20 protein-coding genes and 1 pseudogene are annotated in these 16,215 nt (G+C 39.4%); 11 read left to right on the top strand and 10 right to left on the bottom strand.

The window, feature by feature from the left end; genetic code table 11:
* The first annotated feature begins 21 nt into the window (after positions 1-21).
* Both PLEUR7319_RS0108210 and PLEUR7319_RS0108205 read left to right on the top strand, forming a co-directional pair.
* Complete coding sequence (locus PLEUR7319_RS0108210; RefSeq protein ID WP_019504737.1) at positions 22-468, top strand: YraN family protein; 447 nt, start codon at positions 22-24, stop codon at positions 466-468.
* A gap of 782 nt (positions 469-1,250) precedes the next feature.
* The gene (locus tag PLEUR7319_RS0108205; protein WP_019504736.1) at positions 1,251-1,496 is read left to right on the top strand and encodes a helix-turn-helix transcriptional regulator; all 246 of its coding nucleotides are present in this window, start codon (positions 1,251-1,253) and stop codon (positions 1,494-1,496) included.
* 86 nt (positions 1,497-1,582) lie between these two features.
* On the opposite strand, the gene PLEUR7319_RS0108200 is transcribed toward PLEUR7319_RS0108205, so the two are convergent.
* Positions 1,583-1,975, bottom strand: coding sequence for a hypothetical protein (locus tag PLEUR7319_RS0108200; protein WP_019504735.1), 393 nt, complete (start codon positions 1,973-1,975; stop codon positions 1,583-1,585).
* A gap of 126 nt (positions 1,976-2,101) precedes the next feature.
* On the opposite strand from PLEUR7319_RS0108200, the gene PLEUR7319_RS0108195 reads away from it, so the two are divergent.
* Complete coding sequence (locus tag PLEUR7319_RS0108195; protein ID WP_019504734.1) at positions 2,102-3,754, top strand: IS1182 family transposase; 1,653 nt, start codon at positions 2,102-2,104, stop codon at positions 3,752-3,754.
* Positions 3,755-3,804: 50 nt separating this feature from the next.
* On the opposite strand, the gene PLEUR7319_RS0108190 is transcribed toward PLEUR7319_RS0108195, so the two are convergent.
* Positions 3,805-4,167: a hypothetical protein gene (locus PLEUR7319_RS0108190; protein WP_019504733.1), complete on the bottom strand. Its 363-nt coding sequence runs from the start codon at positions 4,165-4,167 to the stop codon at positions 3,805-3,807.
* A 6-nt stretch (positions 4,168-4,173) separates the two neighbouring features.
* Positions 4,174-4,974: a tryptophanase gene (locus PLEUR7319_RS34585; RefSeq protein ID WP_083892459.1), complete on the bottom strand. Its 801-nt coding sequence runs from the start codon at positions 4,972-4,974 to the stop codon at positions 4,174-4,176.
* 314 nt (positions 4,975-5,288) lie between these two features.
* On the opposite strand from PLEUR7319_RS34585, the gene nblA reads away from it, so the two are divergent.
* A complete protein-coding gene (gene nblA / locus PLEUR7319_RS0108180) occupies positions 5,289-5,483 on the top strand; it encodes a phycobilisome degradation protein NblA (protein ID WP_026102389.1) in 195 nt (64 codons plus the stop codon).
* A 46-nt stretch (positions 5,484-5,529) separates the two neighbouring features.
* Here nblA and PLEUR7319_RS0108175 read toward each other — a convergent pair whose 3' ends face one another.
* From PLEUR7319_RS0108175 to PLEUR7319_RS39225, 4 genes and pseudogenes are all read right to left on the bottom strand, one after another.
* Complete coding sequence (locus PLEUR7319_RS0108175) at positions 5,530-7,590, bottom strand: AMP-binding protein (RefSeq protein WP_019504730.1); 2,061 nt, start codon at positions 7,588-7,590, stop codon at positions 5,530-5,532.
* 543 nt (positions 7,591-8,133) lie between these two features.
* Positions 8,134-8,490, bottom strand: coding sequence for an NAD(P)H-quinone oxidoreductase subunit M (locus PLEUR7319_RS0108170; RefSeq protein ID WP_019504729.1), 357 nt, complete (start codon positions 8,488-8,490; stop codon positions 8,134-8,136).
* Between the two features lie 93 nt (positions 8,491-8,583).
* Positions 8,584-9,093 carry an inorganic diphosphatase gene (locus tag PLEUR7319_RS0108165; protein WP_019504728.1) on the bottom strand — a complete coding sequence of 170 codons (510 nt, stop codon included), beginning with the start codon at positions 9,091-9,093 and terminating at the stop codon, positions 8,584-8,586.
* A 178-nt stretch (positions 9,094-9,271) separates the two neighbouring features.
* Positions 9,272-9,370: pseudogene (locus PLEUR7319_RS39225) on the bottom strand (DOPA 4,5-dioxygenase family protein); the annotation flags it as partial.
* 285 nt (positions 9,371-9,655) lie between these two features.
* Here PLEUR7319_RS39225 and PLEUR7319_RS0108160 point away from each other — a divergent pair.
* The 6 genes from PLEUR7319_RS0108160 (at position 9,656) to PLEUR7319_RS0108135 (ending at position 13,558) form a co-directional block, all read left to right on the top strand.
* Positions 9,656-10,042 (top strand): hypothetical protein, encoded by a 387-nt coding sequence (locus PLEUR7319_RS0108160; RefSeq protein WP_019504727.1) that lies wholly within the window; start codon positions 9,656-9,658, stop codon positions 10,040-10,042.
* Positions 10,043-10,204: 162 nt separating this feature from the next.
* Positions 10,205-10,705 (top strand): molybdenum cofactor biosynthesis protein MoaE, encoded by a 501-nt coding sequence (locus PLEUR7319_RS0108155; RefSeq protein ID WP_019504726.1) that lies wholly within the window; start codon positions 10,205-10,207, stop codon positions 10,703-10,705.
* A 184-nt stretch (positions 10,706-10,889) separates the two neighbouring features.
* The gene (locus PLEUR7319_RS0108150) at positions 10,890-12,173 is read left to right on the top strand and encodes an RNA-guided endonuclease TnpB family protein (RefSeq protein WP_051044412.1); all 1,284 of its coding nucleotides are present in this window, start codon (positions 10,890-10,892) and stop codon (positions 12,171-12,173) included.
* A gap of 203 nt (positions 12,174-12,376) precedes the next feature.
* Positions 12,377-12,865: a DUF29 family protein gene (locus PLEUR7319_RS0108145; protein ID WP_019504724.1), complete on the top strand. Its 489-nt coding sequence runs from the start codon at positions 12,377-12,379 to the stop codon at positions 12,863-12,865.
* 106 nt (positions 12,866-12,971) lie between these two features.
* Positions 12,972-13,208, top strand: coding sequence for a DUF433 domain-containing protein (locus PLEUR7319_RS0108140; RefSeq protein WP_019504723.1), 237 nt, complete (start codon positions 12,972-12,974; stop codon positions 13,206-13,208).
* A complete protein-coding gene (locus tag PLEUR7319_RS0108135) occupies positions 13,205-13,558 on the top strand; it encodes a DUF5615 family PIN-like protein (protein ID WP_019504722.1) in 354 nt (117 codons plus the stop codon). Before PLEUR7319_RS0108140 ends, PLEUR7319_RS0108135 begins: the two co-directional genes overlap by 4 nt.
* Positions 13,559-13,603: 45 nt before the next feature.
* On the opposite strand, the gene PLEUR7319_RS43085 is transcribed toward PLEUR7319_RS0108135, so the two are convergent.
* Both PLEUR7319_RS43085 and PLEUR7319_RS34580 read right to left on the bottom strand, forming a co-directional pair.
* Positions 13,604-13,726, bottom strand: a complete 123-nt coding sequence (locus tag PLEUR7319_RS43085; RefSeq protein WP_256380628.1) for a hypothetical protein — start codon at positions 13,724-13,726, stop codon at positions 13,604-13,606.
* Entirely contained in the window at positions 13,707-14,117 is a 411-nt protein-coding gene (locus PLEUR7319_RS34580) for a protein phosphatase 2C domain-containing protein (protein WP_019504721.1), read from the bottom strand. Before PLEUR7319_RS34580 ends, PLEUR7319_RS43085 begins: the two co-directional genes overlap by 20 nt.
* Positions 14,118-14,198: 81 nt before the next feature.
* Here PLEUR7319_RS34580 and PLEUR7319_RS0108125 point away from each other — a divergent pair, with 81 nt between their 5' ends.
* The gene (locus PLEUR7319_RS0108125) at positions 14,199-15,068 is read left to right on the top strand and encodes a dienelactone hydrolase family protein (protein ID WP_019504720.1); all 870 of its coding nucleotides are present in this window, start codon (positions 14,199-14,201) and stop codon (positions 15,066-15,068) included.
* Positions 15,069-15,124: 56 nt separating this feature from the next.
* Here the strand turns inward: PLEUR7319_RS0108125 and PLEUR7319_RS0108120 are convergent, their stop codons facing one another.
* Positions 15,125-16,024 carry a UTP--glucose-1-phosphate uridylyltransferase gene (locus PLEUR7319_RS0108120; protein ID WP_026102387.1) on the bottom strand — a complete coding sequence of 300 codons (900 nt, stop codon included), beginning with the start codon at positions 16,022-16,024 and terminating at the stop codon, positions 15,125-15,127.
* Positions 16,025-16,215 lie beyond the last annotated feature (191 nt).

Raw genomic sequence — 16,215 nt, 5'->3', positions numbered from 1 at the left:
TTTATATTTAAAAGCTGATTGATGAAAGAAATTGGAACATTAGGAGAAAAACTAATAGCGCGATGGTTACAGCTACAGAATTATGACCTTTTACAGCGAAATTGGCATTGTCGTTGGGGAGAAATTGATTTAATTTCCCAAGATAAACTAACAAAAGCGATCGCTTTTGTGGAAGTTAAAACTCGCAGTAAAAATAACTGGGATGAAAATGGCTTGCTAGCAGTTAACCGCTCCAAACAGCAGAAACTCTTGAAAACTGCATCTTTATTTCTAGCCAAACATCCCCAATTAGCAGAATTACCCTGTCGCTTTGATGTAGCTTTAGTTGGTTATCAAACTCTTAAGGAGGGATTTAATAATTCTACTTTTAATTTTGAGCAAATTACCCAACTCAAAATTGGTCAGCCAGTTACTTTAGCGAACTACCAATTAACTATTGAAAACTATATAAAATCAGCTTTTGATTAATACCTACGATCTACTCCTTACTTGAAAAAAGCTTCTGACTTATTACTTCAGCCTGAAGGGCGTTGGTAACTTTTTTATTATCTTAATCCCCTCCCGTGTTACTCGTTAAATCCACGGAGATGAGCGCCAAGTATCTTAAATCGAGACATCTTTCAAAACGAGATTTCTAGATAGAGCGTCTAAATATAAGCGTAACTTAGATAAAAAAAACTGGAAAATAATTCAGCCTAAAGTATTGCCAATAAGCTATTTTGACTCCGTCAAATGTACTAATTTGATAAACTAAATTAGGTATTTATAATGAACAGCGAATAAACGAGTAACAAAATATACGCTTCTCAAGTTGGCAAACAAAAAAAGTCGCCAGAGTTTCATCTACTCTTTTTTTGTGAACTAACACGACTCACAATCAAAGATCAGAGAGAGGATGTCGCTTTACTTAACCTTTTATTTTACTTTGCATTTTCGATAATAAATCTCTATCAACTCTTTATCTGGCAGGACTTTTCATTGTTTTACTATAGTTAGTGTATGAAACAATTCTAATTTAGCTTATCGTTACTGGGTATTGGCTTTTCTTGATGCCATCTGATTTAGGTCTTAAGCTCGATAATTAGCACAGCATAGCAGACTTAAGTTTTTCCCAACAGTCGCACTATTCCCCCTTATTTCTCGCTAATTTGAGTAGTCTTAGACATCTTAGAACCGGAAAATTACTAATTTCAGCTTCTCTCCCTCCTTCAAATATTTCTACTCCTAATTAAGCCTTTGATTTATTTCTTATGCGTCCTCCTAAAAACACCATCTATCGAGTCAAAAATACTGATAATAAGATTACTCAGCTCCGAAAAAAAGCTCATTTAACTCAGGAAGCACTAGCCCATCAAATTGGAATGGCTGTGTCCACCGTTAGACGTTGGGAACAAGGACAATGTGAGCCCACCATGCAAGTCTGGCAAATGAAAGCTTTCTGTGAAGCGGTTCATGTCAAATTTGAGCACTTGCCTCCATTATTGGCAAGGCTTTAAAATGATATCAGCATTAACTGATACTGTTGATGAACTTAACAAAAGGAAACTATTCGCGTAATTTGTTCGCGAATACTAATCCCTAATTATTTCTTTTGTGGTTCATCATCATAACCAACATCTAATAAGCCTTGAGTCAGAGTATCAATAGTACGTTGAATTTCATCAATTTGAGACCTTCTGACCACCTGCATAACTGCGGTAATATGAGCTTCACTACCAGCTTTTCCTAAATGCTTGTACTTACTCAAAGCCGATTCATCCTGGGCTTTAGGGAAAGTAGGTTCTTGTGCTTGAAGTTTGTAATACCAATAAATTTTCTGCTGCTGTCGTACCTGATAACGAGAAACCACGCAACCAACAGGAGCAACTTCTCCTTCGGTTTCGAGCCGTTGTTTTTGTTGTTCCAGAGCAGCGAGCGCTGTGGTGATTCGGTCAATACGCTCTAATTGATCTTGTGATGATTGATTTTTCTTCATCTCCAAAAAACTGAGGAGAAATATTAATAAAATGGAAGTATAATTCGCGTAATTTGTTCGCGAAGAATGAGCTAAGTTTAACAAATAACAGCAAATTTTATATGATTACAGGAGTGGTTAAAGATCATGGCTCTACATCCTCAGTCAATTAAACCGATCCCACCTCTTACCAAAGAAATAGCACACCAAGCCTTCCCCAAAGGAAATATTTACATGAGCTTAAGAGATGAATTGGGGACATTTTATGTAGATGAGGATTTTGTTGAACTTTATTCCACAGAAGGTCAACCAGCTTTACGTCCTGAGGGTTTAGCCTTGGTGTGCGTGATGCAGTATCTGTCGGGATTGTCTGACAGAGGAGCAGCAGAAGCACTAGCTACCCGTATCGATTGGAAATATGCTTTAGGCTTGGAATTGAATGATGCAGGTTTTGATTTTTCGGTTTTGAGTTTATTTCGCTCTCGATTACTGAGTGGAGGCCAAGAAAAGCTTTTATTAGATAAACTCTTAGAACGCTGCCAACAACTAGAACTATTGAAAGATAGAGGAAAAGCTCGAACCGACTCGACTCATATTTTAGCTGCAATTCGTAATCTTAATAGACTTGAATGTGTAGGAGAAACTTTAAGAGCTGCTTTAAATGCTTTAGCAGTAGTTGTCCCAGATTGGTTATCAGATGTCGTAGAAAAGGACTGGTTTGACCGCTATAGTAAACCCGTTGAAGAATCCCGTCTACCCAGAGGTACAGAGGCTCGCAATGATTATGGGGAAACCATTGGAAGGGATGGAATGAGAATTTTAAAGGTTATTTACGACGATCCTAATACACCTTTATGGTTACGAGAAATTCCTGCGATAGAGAATCTGCGAATAACCTGGATACACCAATATTGGATTGACAACGGAGAACTTCATTGGCGCAGCCACAAGGATTTGCCTCCTGCGGGACTAAGAAGTAATTCTCCTTATGATACTGAAGCTCGTTATGGTAACAAGCGACATACCACTTGGATGGGTTACAAGGTGCATCTGACGGAAACTTGTGAAACAGATCGAGTTCATTTAATTACCAATGTCCAAACTACAGAAGCTCATCTAACTGATGTAGACCAAACTGATTCAATTCATCAATCTTTAGCTGACAAAGATTTATTACCCAAAGAGCATCTGGTTGATGCTGGTTATGTGGATGGCACTTTGTTAGTTGAGAGCAAGCAACAACATGATCTCGAACTGATTGGGCCAGTCCGTGACAACGTGAGTTGGCAGTCAAAAAATCCCGATGCTTACGATTTGAGTCGGTTCAAAATCAACTGGAAAACCAAACAAGCTACTTGTCCTCAAGGAGTCAAAAGTACGAAAAAATGGACTGTTCGCTTAGATAAATGGGACAATACAGTTATTGGAATTAAATTTCCCAGAGCTGCTTGTCGCGACTGTCAGTTTCGTCATTTATGTACCCGCTCTAAAACCGAACCGAGAGAAATTACTCTACGTCCAAAAGACGAACATCTAGCTATTGTCAAAAGAAGAAAACAGCAAGAAACCAAAGAATGGTCAAAACAGTACAATCAACGTGCTGGGGTTGAAGGAACAATTTCTCAAGCTGTTCGTGGTTTTGGTTTGCGTTCTGCTCGTTATACGGGTTTAAGCAAGGTTCATCTACAACACATCCTAACGGCAACTGCAATGAATGCGATTCGTCTCTTTGCCTGGTTTGAGGGTGTGCCATTAGCTAAAACTCGCGTATCTTCTTTTGCTAAGCTAGCTCCTGATTAGCTGAGACAAATGGAAACTTATTTCGCGAACAAAAAACGCGAATTTATCTCTTATGTTAAGTTCATCAACAGTATCAGCTGTCGTGCAATTTGATAGAATGGCACAGCAATGTTGTGCGGTAATACCTCGATCGCTGTAGGTTCACCCCAGATATAGCCATGAGTCAAGTAGGAATATACTTGCATCAGCCGACGTAACTGCATCTCGTCAATAGTTTCTCTCTCAAAGTTGACGGAGGGAAGATTGGCGATCACTCGGCGAATTTTACCTGTAGTCAATAACTTAGGTAGCAAGGTCGCAGTCTGTTGCAGTTGTTGGCAGCTCTGGGGCAATTGAGCTTTGGCAGGAGATCTCGCCGGTAAAAAGCCTAATTCCTGGCTCAGATCGTAATCTTCAAGTTTGAAGGGAATCATAATTAATTAATTTATTTGGAGTTTGGAGTTTGGAGTTTGGAGTTCGAAGCTCAGAGGAATATTACTTACTGGTTGGATTGGTTCTAACCGGGCAGTGAAATGACGTAATAATTGGGGAGCATAGGTTAGCCGATAGCCAGGAATTTGTTCCCGTCGGGCAGCAGTTTCTTCAACGATCTCAACCACATAATCTAAGTGGCTCTGAGTGTATACTCGTCGTGGCAATGCTAAACGCACTAACTCTAATTGCGGATAAATTGTTTGACCTGTATCTGGATCGGGATGGGCAAACATCAATGAGCCGAGTTCCACGCTACGGATTCCCCCTTCCAAGTACAAATTGATTGCTAAAGCTTGACCCGGAAATTGTTCGTGAGGGATATGGGGTAATAAAGAACCAGCATCAATGTACACTGCATGGGCTCCGGGTGGTTCAATAATGGAAATTTTTGATTCCAATAGACGCTCAGTCAAATAAGTCGTTTGTCCTAAGCGATAATGTAAATAATCTTCCTCTAGGACTTCTCGCAAACCAATGGCGATCGCTTCTAAATCCCGACCCGCCAATCCACCATAGGTGGGAAATCCCTCCCGCAAAATTAACTCATTGCGAGCTTGCTCATACAGAGCGCGATCGTTCATAGCAATAAAACCACCAATATTCACCAGACCATCCTTTTTGGCACTGACGATTATGCCATCAGCTAAGGCAAACATTTCACGGCAAATTTCTAAGGGACTTTTATCTCCATAGCCTGACTCCCTTAACTTAATCAAGTAGGCATTTTCAGCTCTTAGGGAATCGATTTATAGTCAAATTTTGGCAGCTTGGCAATTCATCGGATTCATAAATTGTCGCCTTTGTCAAGGATATATTAACATCTCTTATATAAGCAGTTCTTGACTGTTCATTCAACAACATAAACTTTTCCCTAAGTAATTTAGAAAGTTTAATGCAATGTGAACTGACCCATCCGCAGTCAGAAGTAGCTGATAGTTTAGCTCAAGTCTTGTTGGTAACTCCTCTTGTCTTGTAATGAGATTGGTTGAGAAATTTTGCCTAAAGACTCTGACTCTGGCAAACTTCAAGACCTGATTGACATTAATAAAGAGGTCTAGCCATGTTACCGAAACTTCCTGATTTCTCGTTAAGCTTAGAGCAGCAGTTTGATCTGCATATGTATCAGCAGCTAGTTAAGGATCTTCCACGTGATGAATTGGAAAGCTTATTTATTGAAATAATTCGTCTCAAAATGGCTCAAGAAAATTTAGCTAAAGGGGTGATCAAAGACTGCTTGATGAAAGAAGCTGCCTAAAAGCTTGGGCACAATTTGATTTGATCTAAGATCGGAGATTACCCTGTCAGACGGTAGATAAATATTTGATGTGGTATTGATCGCGTAACACTCTTCGCATGACTTTATTAGAGGAGGTGCGGGGTAATGACTCGACGAGCTCGAGATCGCTAATCTTAAATAAGGGATTCAGATGTTCCTTAATGGCTGTCTGAAGAGAGACCATTAGAGTATCTCGATCCGTTTGCCATTGGGGTGCAACTACTGCATAGATTATTAGTTGGCTGGGACCTCCTTGAGTAGGAGATATGGCGATCGCTGCTGTTTCACTAATTCCTTTTACGGTACTAAGTACCCGTTCAATTTCCGCTGAACTAACTTTGATACCTCCCAGATTCATCGTGTCATCAGCACGACCTTGAGCGCGGTAGTAAGAGTTAGGTAGACGTTCTAGGCGATCGCCATGACGACGGAGGGTAATAGAAGAGTTGGCGATAGAGGGAGTATCGGCAAAATAGACCTGATGATGATCTTTATTCAACAACTCGGTAGAAAGTCCAATCGAAGGAGGAATAATAAAGGCTTCTCCTCGATCGGCAGCATGACCATTTTCGTCAACGATAGCTAAATCCAGCCCCAAGGCAGGAGTAGTAAAGGTCGAGGGAGAGCAGGGGTGCACCAGCGTACTAGTAAGATATCCACCACCAATTTCTGTACCGCCGCAGTATTCGATAATGGGTTTATATCCAGCCAAAGACATCAGAAAGAGCATATCTTGGGGGGTAGAACACTCCCCTGTGGAACTAAATGCTCTAATCGCGCTCCAATCTAGTCCTTGCATACATTGAGTTACTTTCCAAGTGTTGACTAAACTGGGTACGACACCCAATATATTAACTCGCCCATCTTGTACAAATCGACCAAATTCTCTTTCTGTTGGTGTTCCATAATAGAGAGCTATAGTTGCGTGATTGATCAGACTAGCATAAATGAGCCATGGTCCCATCATCCATCCTAGATTAGTCGGCCAAGCTACTACGTCTGGAGGATGAATGTCGTGATGCAGATATCCGTCAACCCCACACTTAATAGGGGTAGTGTGAGTCCAAGGAATAGCTTTTGGTTCTCCTGTCGTACCTGAAGAGAAAAGAATATTAGTATAAGCATCGGGATGAACAGGAATGGCATCAAACTGCTCTTGCGGACTGAGAAACTCATCCCAAGATAAATCTTGCTGACGCAATTTAACTGTTAGAGAAGAATTATTTGCCAGAACAATCGCTTTAGGTGCATTAGCATCGATGATTTTGGCGTAAAGAGGCAAATGTTTGCCAGCGCGTAAGATGTAGTCTTGGGTAAAGATTGCCTTCGCTTGAGATAGTTGTAACCGGATTGCAATTTCCTCACCGGCCAAACTATCGGCGATCGATACCACCACACAACCAGCTTTAATAATTCCCAAATAAATAGCCACAGATTCCGCAGTCATTGGCATGGCAATAGCAAGGCGATCGCCAGGAGCAAAGCCAACATTTAGTAAACTATTGGCAACTCGGTTGGTTAAAGCCTCCAGTTCTCCATAAGTTAGAGTCGATAAAGAGCCTCCCTCCGGTTGCCAAATAATGGCAGTATTATTTCGAGGAGCTTGAAAACAGCTTTCAGCAATATTTAGACGCGCATTTACTAACCATTGGGGTGATTCTACACCGTGGGAAAGATCGACAATTTGAGTATATTTTGCTTGAAAACAAATATTGAGTCTTTCAATCATCACCTCCCAAAACTGGGCACAATTCTGTACTGACCAGGCATGAAGTTCTGAATGGGAAGCTATGTCCAGCTCTTTCATTAAAGCAGCAATATTGGTAGCTTGAATCTGCTCCTTAGAGGGAATCCAGGCTGGCGGAAAACCTTTACTGGATTCCCAGTCAGAAAATACAGTGTGGTAAAGCAGTTCGTGTAAAGGAAAAGGATAATTAGGTTTAAGTACTCCTTTAATAAGATACTGCCAACAATCAACAGGAATAAGCGAAGCTAGAGACTGATTAATCTGCGGCAATATCGCAGCGGCTATTGTTTGGTCTACGCCACACTGGGAGATCTGTTCGAGAGACAGTTGCTTTGCCATAGCTATCAACCCCCCTGAGATATTTAATGGGGTATATCTTTATGATAGCTAACCACAAAATCGGCTAATAATACTTTTGGCAACTTATCGTAATCAAAATAATATTGTTGAGTTAGAGAGTTGGAGTGTTACATGTTAACGTAATCCCTAAGCATAGACTCAAGAGAGAAACTTCCTGACTCTTGCATTAGAAGCGATCTCGCTGACAGCGATTCAAGAATCTCAAGCAAAGTTTTGGCAGAAATCTAAGATTTAAGCCCCTTCCTTTGATAATGTTGCCGTGGGACTACTGTTTGCAGGCTCTAATGTGGCAACTATTGTCAACCAAATTGAAAACGCGCGATCGCTACTAAGGATAGAAGTAGCAGAAGAAATTTTCTAATAAATTTCAATGAGACTTAAAGTACATAAACCTACCCCACGAAGGTAAAACAAAGGCATGTAGTTCACCGCATATTGCCCGCTCTCTATTTCCCCTAGGAAATGAGAGTCGGGTATTTCTCTACAAGACATACATGAGAATTAGCATTGACCTGAGAGTGCTTAACGGTACTTTCCTTCTGTATCAGGGCTTTCCATTCTGGGTAGTCCCATACTGTAATTACGAACTCTGGCACCCAAATTATAATTAATTTCGCCTGCCATCAACAAAGAGCGTATAAAGTGTTCAAGATCGGAACCAATTCGACGTAGATTGTATTCACTTAAATCCTCGCCATTATTCTGTTCGATCAATTCATCAAAATGGCGATAAACTTTTTGCAGAGTATCTTCACTCCAATTGAATTCATTGTCTGGATCAACATCTAAAGTTAGAACGTTATCACTGGGTACTAACTGATTATCTTTTACTTCTGCACCATAGATACGAACGTGACGGGTAGTTGATTTAACAAGCATATTGATACTTTTTTAGAGATTATTTTATAAATTCTATAAGGTTATATGGTAGGAAAATGGTGTTGTTCTAGCCTACCAATATAACCATGTTAATTACTTATAGGCTTTAATGCACTGTTCAACCAAAGGGTTAACGGCATCTACATCCTTCCATCCTTGAATTTCAGTTACTTTCTTTTCTAGATTTTTATAAGTTCTAAAAAATTCTGCTATCTCTTCTAAACGATGTGGAGCGATATCTTTAAGAGATTTCACTTCGTTATACCTTGGGTCTTCAGCAGGTACACAGAGGATTTTCTCGTCGCGATCGCCACCATCGATCATTTCCAGCATCCCAATTGGTCTAGCAGCTATTACACATCCAGGAAAAGTAGGCTCATCCATAATCACCATTCCATCCAAAGGATCACCATCATCAGCTAGGGTATTAGGCACAAAACCATAGTCATAAGGATATTTTACTGATGCAAATAGAACGCGATCCAAGGCAAAAGCGTTCATATCTTTATCAAATTCATACTTGTTTTTGCTACCACCAGCAATTTCGATTAACACATTGATTACACCAGGTTCAGGCTGTGCTGGAATAAGGGATAAGTCCATGAAATTCTCCGAATACTAATTTATCAACTTAAAACAATGATTTATGCCAAGAAGAATACTCTTCTGTGGCTAATGATTATTTAGTCCAATAAGACTTAATAAAACCGCCACCAAGCATTCTACCTGATTAAGAAACCAAATCTAGATCCAATTGGTTACTTGAGTTAATTTTGAAAGCTTAGCTGAGTATTTCTAGTTTTAAAGGTTGTGGAACGCCCATCCATAAAGCGTAATCGGTGTGGTCTTGAAGATCGTTTCCCGTTAAAGGATGAATTAAGCAAAAATACAATCTAATTTTACACAGAAGCAAGATTTGATAAGCCTTTCAGAACTAAACTCAATAGCAATTCTGCAACTTAAGGTGCATAAAAAATTTCTCGGTAACGTATCCAATTATCAAGGATGACACTATAGTTTAAGATTACTTAGATACAGTTGCCATATAGCAATTAGCTACTCTAAGAAAATACTATTAACGACTGATATATTACTTAATTTCGAATTATTTCTATCTAAATTCATCCCTAAAGCTCAAATACAATTAAACATTTAGGAGACGACCATGAAATTTACAGCCCCTTTAGCTTTATTCTCTTTAACTACTTTATTGCCTCTATTTCCCTCTTTCACTCCAGCAGTCAAAGCTTGTACTATTGTTGATGCTACTACTCAAGTAGCAATTCACGGCTCCCGCACTCCAGCACAGCAATCTAACGACATTACTACTGATAATGAAGGTGATTGCTTTAACAATACAGTGGTCGGAAATACGACTCAATTAGGAATTAGTCCCGGTCAAGTAGTTCAATCTAATCAAGGAGACTATACTGTTGGTGGTGGAGCTGTTAATGGTCTAACAACGCCTAATATTACGGTAACTCCTGAAACTCAAGTCGATGTCTACAGTCCTGCTCACGATCCTGAGTTTCTCAACCATCTTCGTCCATAATCTCTATGTCGATGCTTGAGAACTTATCAGAACTTATCTAATAGATCACCCATATTTTAAGGCGGATTCAAGATCCGTCTTTCTTAATATTTTTATAGAATATTTGAGTCAGCTAATTTTGCCTATTTAAAGCGCCCAAAAATGAGCAATCAAATCTAAAATATGGTCAATCTAAGTTCATCGTCTGTTTCGCCATCTACTAAGACTCATCCCCATGATAGTTTTGCTATTACCATAGCGCCTTTGTCTTTAGAGGAAGCCTATAGTTTAGCGGATGATCAAGCGAACGGGGCAATAGTACTAATGAGTGGTACTGTACGTAATCAAACTGATGGTATTCCCGTGGAATATTTAGAATATCAGGCTTATCAACCCATGGCGATCGCTATTTTTAATTCTATTGCCGCTGAAATACGTCGCCAATGGCAAGATGTAAATCGGATTGTAATTCATCATCGTGTAGGCAAGCTAAAAATTGGGGAAATTAGCGTCATAGTTGCCGTAGGATGTCCTCATCGTGGCGAAGCTTTTGCTGCCTGTCGTTACGCGATCGACACCTTGAAACACAATGCGCCTATTTGGAAAAAAGAATGGTTTGAAGACGGTGCTAGTACTTGGGTTTCGATTGGTGCGTGCGAACAAGATGATAGTAATAATTGCTAATCAAATGCAGCTTGAGATATAAACATGGCTTTGTATGTTCCCAAAACGATCGCCTCTTAGCATTGTCGGTGGGAAGCCCCAGGTCTGTACCGTGATAGCCTGTCAGCGTGGGATGGGAGCCGAGGCTAGGTTTTTGATTATTACAAGTTTTATCGCCGGTCATGTTCTATGCTAAAATGTCCTGATGTTGACTCTGAATTACACCTATCGAATTGAACCAACTGTTGAGCAACAGGGGATGATGCTTGATTGGCTGGAGACGTGTCGACATTTGTATAACCGATGTTTGCGCGACCTCAAAGATTGGATTGCTTCGAGAAAATGTAGTTTGTACTCTTGCTCAATTAATCGAGAATATATTATGTCTGCTGACATTTCTTTTCCGAGCTATTTGGAGCAGAAACGACAACTGACTCAATGGAAAAAGACTAATCCTCGGTACAAACAAGTTCATTCTCAAGTAACTCAGGATGTTGTTAAGCGAATGCATAACACCTGGGAAGCTTTTAAGAATAGAGGTTTTGGTTTCCCTCGCTATAAGAAGTACGGAAGATATCAATCTTTTCTGTTTCCTCAATTTAAGTTAAATCCCATCGAAAATGGGATAGTAAAACTGCCGAAGATTGGTGAAATCAAAATCAATCAGCATCGACCCATACCCGATGGATTTAAGGTCAAAGGAGTCAGGATTGTAGCCAGAGCAAGAGGAACTATTTGGTATGCAGTAGTAACTATTCAATGCGATGTCAAAGTACCCGACCCGTTGCCTTTTGGGCGTGGGATTGGGATTGACATTGGACTGGAATCTTTTTTGGTAACTAGCGATAACTTCCGAGTTGAACCGGCACTTTTTTTTCGAGAACTCCAAAGTAGGCTTAAAGTGCTGCAACGGAAGGTATCTCGTAAGAAAAAACGGTCTAAAAACTGGGAAAAAGCACAGCTTAAAGTAGCTAGAGTTCACCATCAAATATCTAATACTCGTAAAAACTTTCACTTTCAAACTAGCCATCTTCTGTGTGACATGGCAGACATGATTTTTGTGGAGGACATCAACTTTAAAATGACTGCTAGAGGATTTTTAGGCAAGCAAATGCTTGATGGTGGCTTCGGTCAATTTCGAGATTTGTTGTCCTGGATATGCTGGAAACGTGGCAAATACTTTCAGCAAGTAGACCATAAATACACCAGTCAAATTTGTCCTGAGTGTAATGCTCACACAGGGAAAAAACAACTGACTCAACGAGTTCACAATTGTCCTGAATGTGGCTACTCTACTACAAGAGATCATGCTAGCGGGAGAGTGATTTTACAACGAGGATTGAAATCAGTACCGACGGACTGTCGGGAATGGAAACTGTCTGGTAGTGGCGTACTGTCGGGGATCTCGTATCTAGATAAGTGCCGATCCAGAAATGCCAACTTGCGAGAGTTGGAAGCCTACGTCTGTACTGCCAAGCAGTCAGCGTAGGAGGATGTCACCAATTAGGATAAAAGTGTGTTTCAAGCCAGAAAGATATCAAACAATGAACGATAAACGGTAGTCCTAAAAAAGCAAGTATAAAGTCAGCTATTATTGGCGATCGCATTACCAAGAAAAAATAGAGTCAAAGTAACATATACAATATATTAAGTACAAGGATACTCTCTATTGAGTTCTAGGATAGATACGCAATGGAAGAACTCGCAGAATTGAGACAATTGTTAGTTTCTGGCAATACTACCGAAGCGATCGCTCTGATAGATGAATTGGAAGAAATGGGCAGAAAAGCAATTATTAGAAATATTGAATCTTATCTAATAATATTGCTAGCTCATTTGATTAAGCATCAGGCAGAACAGAGAATGACTAATTCTTGGTTGGCATCTATTGTCAATGCCATAGTGAGGATCAAAAAACTAAATCAAAGAGAGAGAAATTCTTACTATATAAAAGCTACTGATTGGGATGATTATTTAGAAGAGGCTGTAGAGTTAGCTAGCTTGGAAGCAGCAAAAGAAGCTTTTGGTGGTATTTACTCTGTAGAACAATTATCAGAGAGATTCGATCGCGATCGCGTTTTAAAGATAGCTTGGCAAATGTTGGAATTGACCTATCAGAATAACTCTAAGGATTTACCACGGGCAATTAGAAAATTCATCGAACGACTTAATATTTTGTAGCTATCTATATTAATATGGCGATCGCTTAACCCGAAAATCAAAAGTGCGATCGCAACACAGCATATAAAATATTAAAAACAACAGTAAAGTAGCCTAAGTCAAAATTATGGCAAATCAGCTTCTACAAAGAATTACGCTGCATCAAGATATCTGTCATGGCAAACCTTGTATTAGAGGATTAAGGTATCCTGTTGAATTTATTCTAGAGCTTCTGAGTTCAGGAATGACAACAGAGGAAATTCTAGCAGATTATGATGATTTGGAAGTGGAAGATATCCAGGCAGTTTTGCTATTTGCTGCACGATTAAGTCAAGTCAAAAGTATCTATAAAATCGCTTCATGAAGTTTTTGGTTGATGCCCAATTGCCAGTACGTTTGGCTAAATTTCTACAAGCCAATGGCTATGATACTTTGCATACAAGGGATTTACCTCAACAAAATGCTACTTCTGATACCGCAATTAATAATATTTCTATAGAGCAAGAACGAATTGTTATTACTAAAGATGCGGATTTTGTAGATTCTTTTTTTACTATTCAAAAGCCCTCAAAGCTGCTATTGGTTTCTACAGGAAATATTAGAAATAGCGAACTAGAAGAAATTTTTAAGAATAATTTATCCACTATAGTAAATTTGTTGCAGAATAATGATTACATTGAGATAAATCGCGAAGAAATTATCGTGCATCAATAGTGTGCTTTGCGATCGCTTAACCCGAAAATCAAAAGTGCGATCGCACTACATTAATACTTGTAAATCAAAATAAAAGATATTCGATCGCATTAGGGCTTCAGGAAGATGTAAATTTTGCTGTATATAACTCAGTAAGAAAGCGATCGCTCTAGCTGAGATTATATTCATTTTTGTCTGGGGCAAAAAGTAATTCTGGGTCTTTCTCTGAATAACGGACGGTAATAAAACCATCGCCAATCTGCATTGCAGCTATTCCTTCAGAAGTTGCGATCGCAATTAGTAAAGTACAGGCGAGATCGTTGATCGCATAATTGTTAGTTTCGGCTTGTTTCTCTAAAGCAATCGTTACTTGTTTGACTATGTTGTTAAAGAACCGTTTTACTTTATATTCGGAGTCGGATCTTACAACAGCTACAGCAGCATCGCTATTTTTATTGCTTCTGGAAAATAAGCTCAAAGGCTTCAAAACAGAAGACTCAGATTTTTCTACTTCGTTAATGCGATCACTACTGCATAACTCAGTAATTTTTTGAATATCTCCCTCGGTAACTGTTTCCAAAACCGTATTAATAGGATTTAGTATTAGAGTTAAAGATTATAGAAATACCTAAAATAGTTTTATTTAGCACTGGGGAAGATTATGAACATAATTAATCGGCAAAAGCTAGTTATTGGATTCGTATTTTTGGCTAGTTTATTATTTAGCCTGGGATTATCTTTGATTCAGCCAGAAACAGGAACACTCCTGGCAGCTCATCGTTATGATTATCCCAGCCCCACAGCGATCGCTTTAATCGAGCCTAAAGTACCTGTAACTACAGAATCTGTAGAATACGTCACTATCGACGGGCAAGCTATTAATGGTTATTATGCTTATCCTCAAGATGCCACGGAACCTTTACCAGGAATTCTGGCTATTCATGAGTGGTGGGGATTAAATGACAATATTAAATCTATGACACAGAGGTTAGCAGGCGAAGGCTATCAAGTGTTAGCAGTTGATTTGTATAACGGACAAATAGCTGAAACTCCTGAACAAGCCAGTCAATTAGTACAGGAGGTAGCCAATAATCCTTTCGGTGCAGAAGCGAATATTACTAAAGCATACGACTATTTAGCAGAAGAAAAACAAGCACCAAAGGTAGCGACTATTGGGTGGTGCTTTGGTGGTAGTTGGTCCCTCGAAACTGCATTGCTATTTCCCCAAGAGCTAGATGCGGCAGTAATTTACTATGGCGGTCAAGTTGGAGAAGCAACTACAGAAGAATTAAGTACTTTAGAAATGCCGATTTTAGGTATATTTGGCGCTGAAGATAGTTCTATCCCCGTAGAAACAGTAGAAAATTTAGAATCAACTCTCAATGAACTAGGTAAAGAGGCAGAAATTGAGATCTATGAAAATGCAGGACACGCATTTGCCAATCCTTCTGGTCAAAATTATGTGCCAGAAGCAGCCGAGCAAGCTTGGGCAAAAACTACTGAATTCTTAGATGAGCATTTAGCCAGTTGAGGGTCATCTTGTACTAAATCCAACAGGATTACTGATTACTGATTACTGGTTACTGATTACTGATTAACGGTATTGCTATAGTAATCAATCATAGTTTGGCGATAGAACAAAGGCATTCCTGTATCGTAGTATTTTCCCTGGACTAAATAGGCGATCGCTCCTTTTTCTTTCCGTAATTTATCTAAGCAAGTAGTTAACTGAAATTCTCCTTTATAGCGTTGATTATGATTGATATCTGTGGCTAACAAATCAAAGATTTCCGGCTCTAAAATATACATGCCAAAGATGCCCAAAAATTCATCATCAGCCATTGATGACACTCGTAGATGCTCTCTAGCGTATTCGACAGTTGGCTTTTCATAAATTTGCTCTATTTCCAAAATAGATTTTTCAGTTTTCCAGGAGCCACTGACACAACCAGCTTTGTGAATAATATCGGCATTCATTACGGTGATGCCGATGACACTTGTACCCGTTTTTTGATAAGTCTTTACCATTTGTTGGGCACAGGAAATATCAAGTTTAGAAGTATAGACGTGATCCCCTAGTAAGAGTAAAAATGGCTCATCGTTTACCCAATCTTGAGCGCAAAAAACCGCGTGACCATATCCTTCCTGCTCAGTTTGGGTCAAGATAGTGATGCGATCGCCAATAGTCTGAAGATATTCACTATATTCCTTATTTTCCGCTGATAGTTTCTGCCATAATTCAGGTTTGGGTGGAGATTTAAACAGATCATAAAATAAATCGCGATCGCTTTCTTGGACCACAATCCCCACTTGTTCAATACCAGCACTAATCGCCTCTTCCACAATCGCCAAAATAATCGGTTTAGCTCTGCCATCTGAACCAATAATCGGCAACAATTCTTTTTTCAAGACTTTCGTCGCGGGATACATTCGAGTACCAAAACCCGCTGCCGGGATCACTGCTTTCCGTAATTGCTTCTGGGACATAAGACAGATGAAGGATGAGGGATGAGGGATGAGGCAACTAAACCGAATCTAGTTTGAAACCTGTAGTTTTAAATGTAACTGTTCGAGAAAGTAACAAGTAACAAGTAGCAAATAACAAGTTGTTCTTGATTCTTTTAACTCAAACTTTATTTAACCAGCAAAACTCCAGTTTTCAATGTGGACGGGGTTTA

This window comes from Pleurocapsa sp. PCC 7319 (assembly GCF_000332195.1).
Taxonomy (GTDB): Bacteria; Cyanobacteriota; Cyanobacteriia; order Cyanobacteriales; family Xenococcaceae; genus Waterburya.
This window is presented reverse-complemented; position numbering and strand designations above follow the sequence as displayed.

Bases quoted from the DNA above. Each gene is read 5' to 3' on its own strand.
- PLEUR7319_RS0108210 (WP_019504737.1), top strand. From the start codon at position 22: ATGAAAGAAATTGGAACATTAGGAGAAAAACTAATAGCGCGATGGTTA.
- PLEUR7319_RS0108205 (WP_019504736.1), top strand. From the start codon at position 1,251: ATGCGTCCTCCTAAAAACACCATCTATCGAGTCAAAAATACTGATAAT.
- PLEUR7319_RS0108200 (WP_019504735.1), bottom strand. From the start codon at position 1,975: ATGAAGAAAAATCAATCATCACAAGATCAATTAGAGCGTATTGACCGA.
- PLEUR7319_RS0108195 (WP_019504734.1), top strand. From the start codon at position 2,102: ATGGCTCTACATCCTCAGTCAATTAAACCGATCCCACCTCTTACCAAA.
- PLEUR7319_RS0108190 (WP_019504733.1), bottom strand. From the start codon at position 4,167: ATGATTCCCTTCAAACTTGAAGATTACGATCTGAGCCAGGAATTAGGC.
- nblA (WP_026102389.1), top strand. From the start codon at position 5,289: ATGTTACCGAAACTTCCTGATTTCTCGTTAAGCTTAGAGCAGCAGTTT.
- PLEUR7319_RS0108175 (WP_019504730.1), bottom strand. From the start codon at position 7,590: ATGGCAAAGCAACTGTCTCTCGAACAGATCTCCCAGTGTGGCGTAGAC.
- PLEUR7319_RS0108170 (WP_019504729.1), bottom strand. From the start codon at position 8,490: ATGCTTGTTAAATCAACTACCCGTCACGTTCGTATCTATGGTGCAGAA.
- PLEUR7319_RS0108165 (WP_019504728.1), bottom strand. From the start codon at position 9,093: ATGGACTTATCCCTTATTCCAGCACAGCCTGAACCTGGTGTAATCAAT.
- PLEUR7319_RS0108160 (WP_019504727.1), top strand. From the start codon at position 9,656: ATGAAATTTACAGCCCCTTTAGCTTTATTCTCTTTAACTACTTTATTG.
- PLEUR7319_RS0108155 (WP_019504726.1), top strand. From the start codon at position 10,205: ATGGTCAATCTAAGTTCATCGTCTGTTTCGCCATCTACTAAGACTCAT.
- PLEUR7319_RS0108150 (WP_051044412.1), top strand. From the start codon at position 10,890: ATGTTGACTCTGAATTACACCTATCGAATTGAACCAACTGTTGAGCAA.
- PLEUR7319_RS0108145 (WP_019504724.1), top strand. From the start codon at position 12,377: ATGGAAGAACTCGCAGAATTGAGACAATTGTTAGTTTCTGGCAATACT.
- PLEUR7319_RS0108140 (WP_019504723.1), top strand. From the start codon at position 12,972: ATGGCAAATCAGCTTCTACAAAGAATTACGCTGCATCAAGATATCTGT.
- PLEUR7319_RS0108135 (WP_019504722.1), top strand. From the start codon at position 13,205: ATGAAGTTTTTGGTTGATGCCCAATTGCCAGTACGTTTGGCTAAATTT.
- PLEUR7319_RS43085 (WP_256380628.1), bottom strand. From the start codon at position 13,726: ATGAATATAATCTCAGCTAGAGCGATCGCTTTCTTACTGAGTTATATA.
- PLEUR7319_RS0108125 (WP_019504720.1), top strand. From the start codon at position 14,199: ATGAACATAATTAATCGGCAAAAGCTAGTTATTGGATTCGTATTTTTG.
- PLEUR7319_RS0108120 (WP_026102387.1), bottom strand. From the start codon at position 16,024: ATGTCCCAGAAGCAATTACGGAAAGCAGTGATCCCGGCAGCGGGTTTT.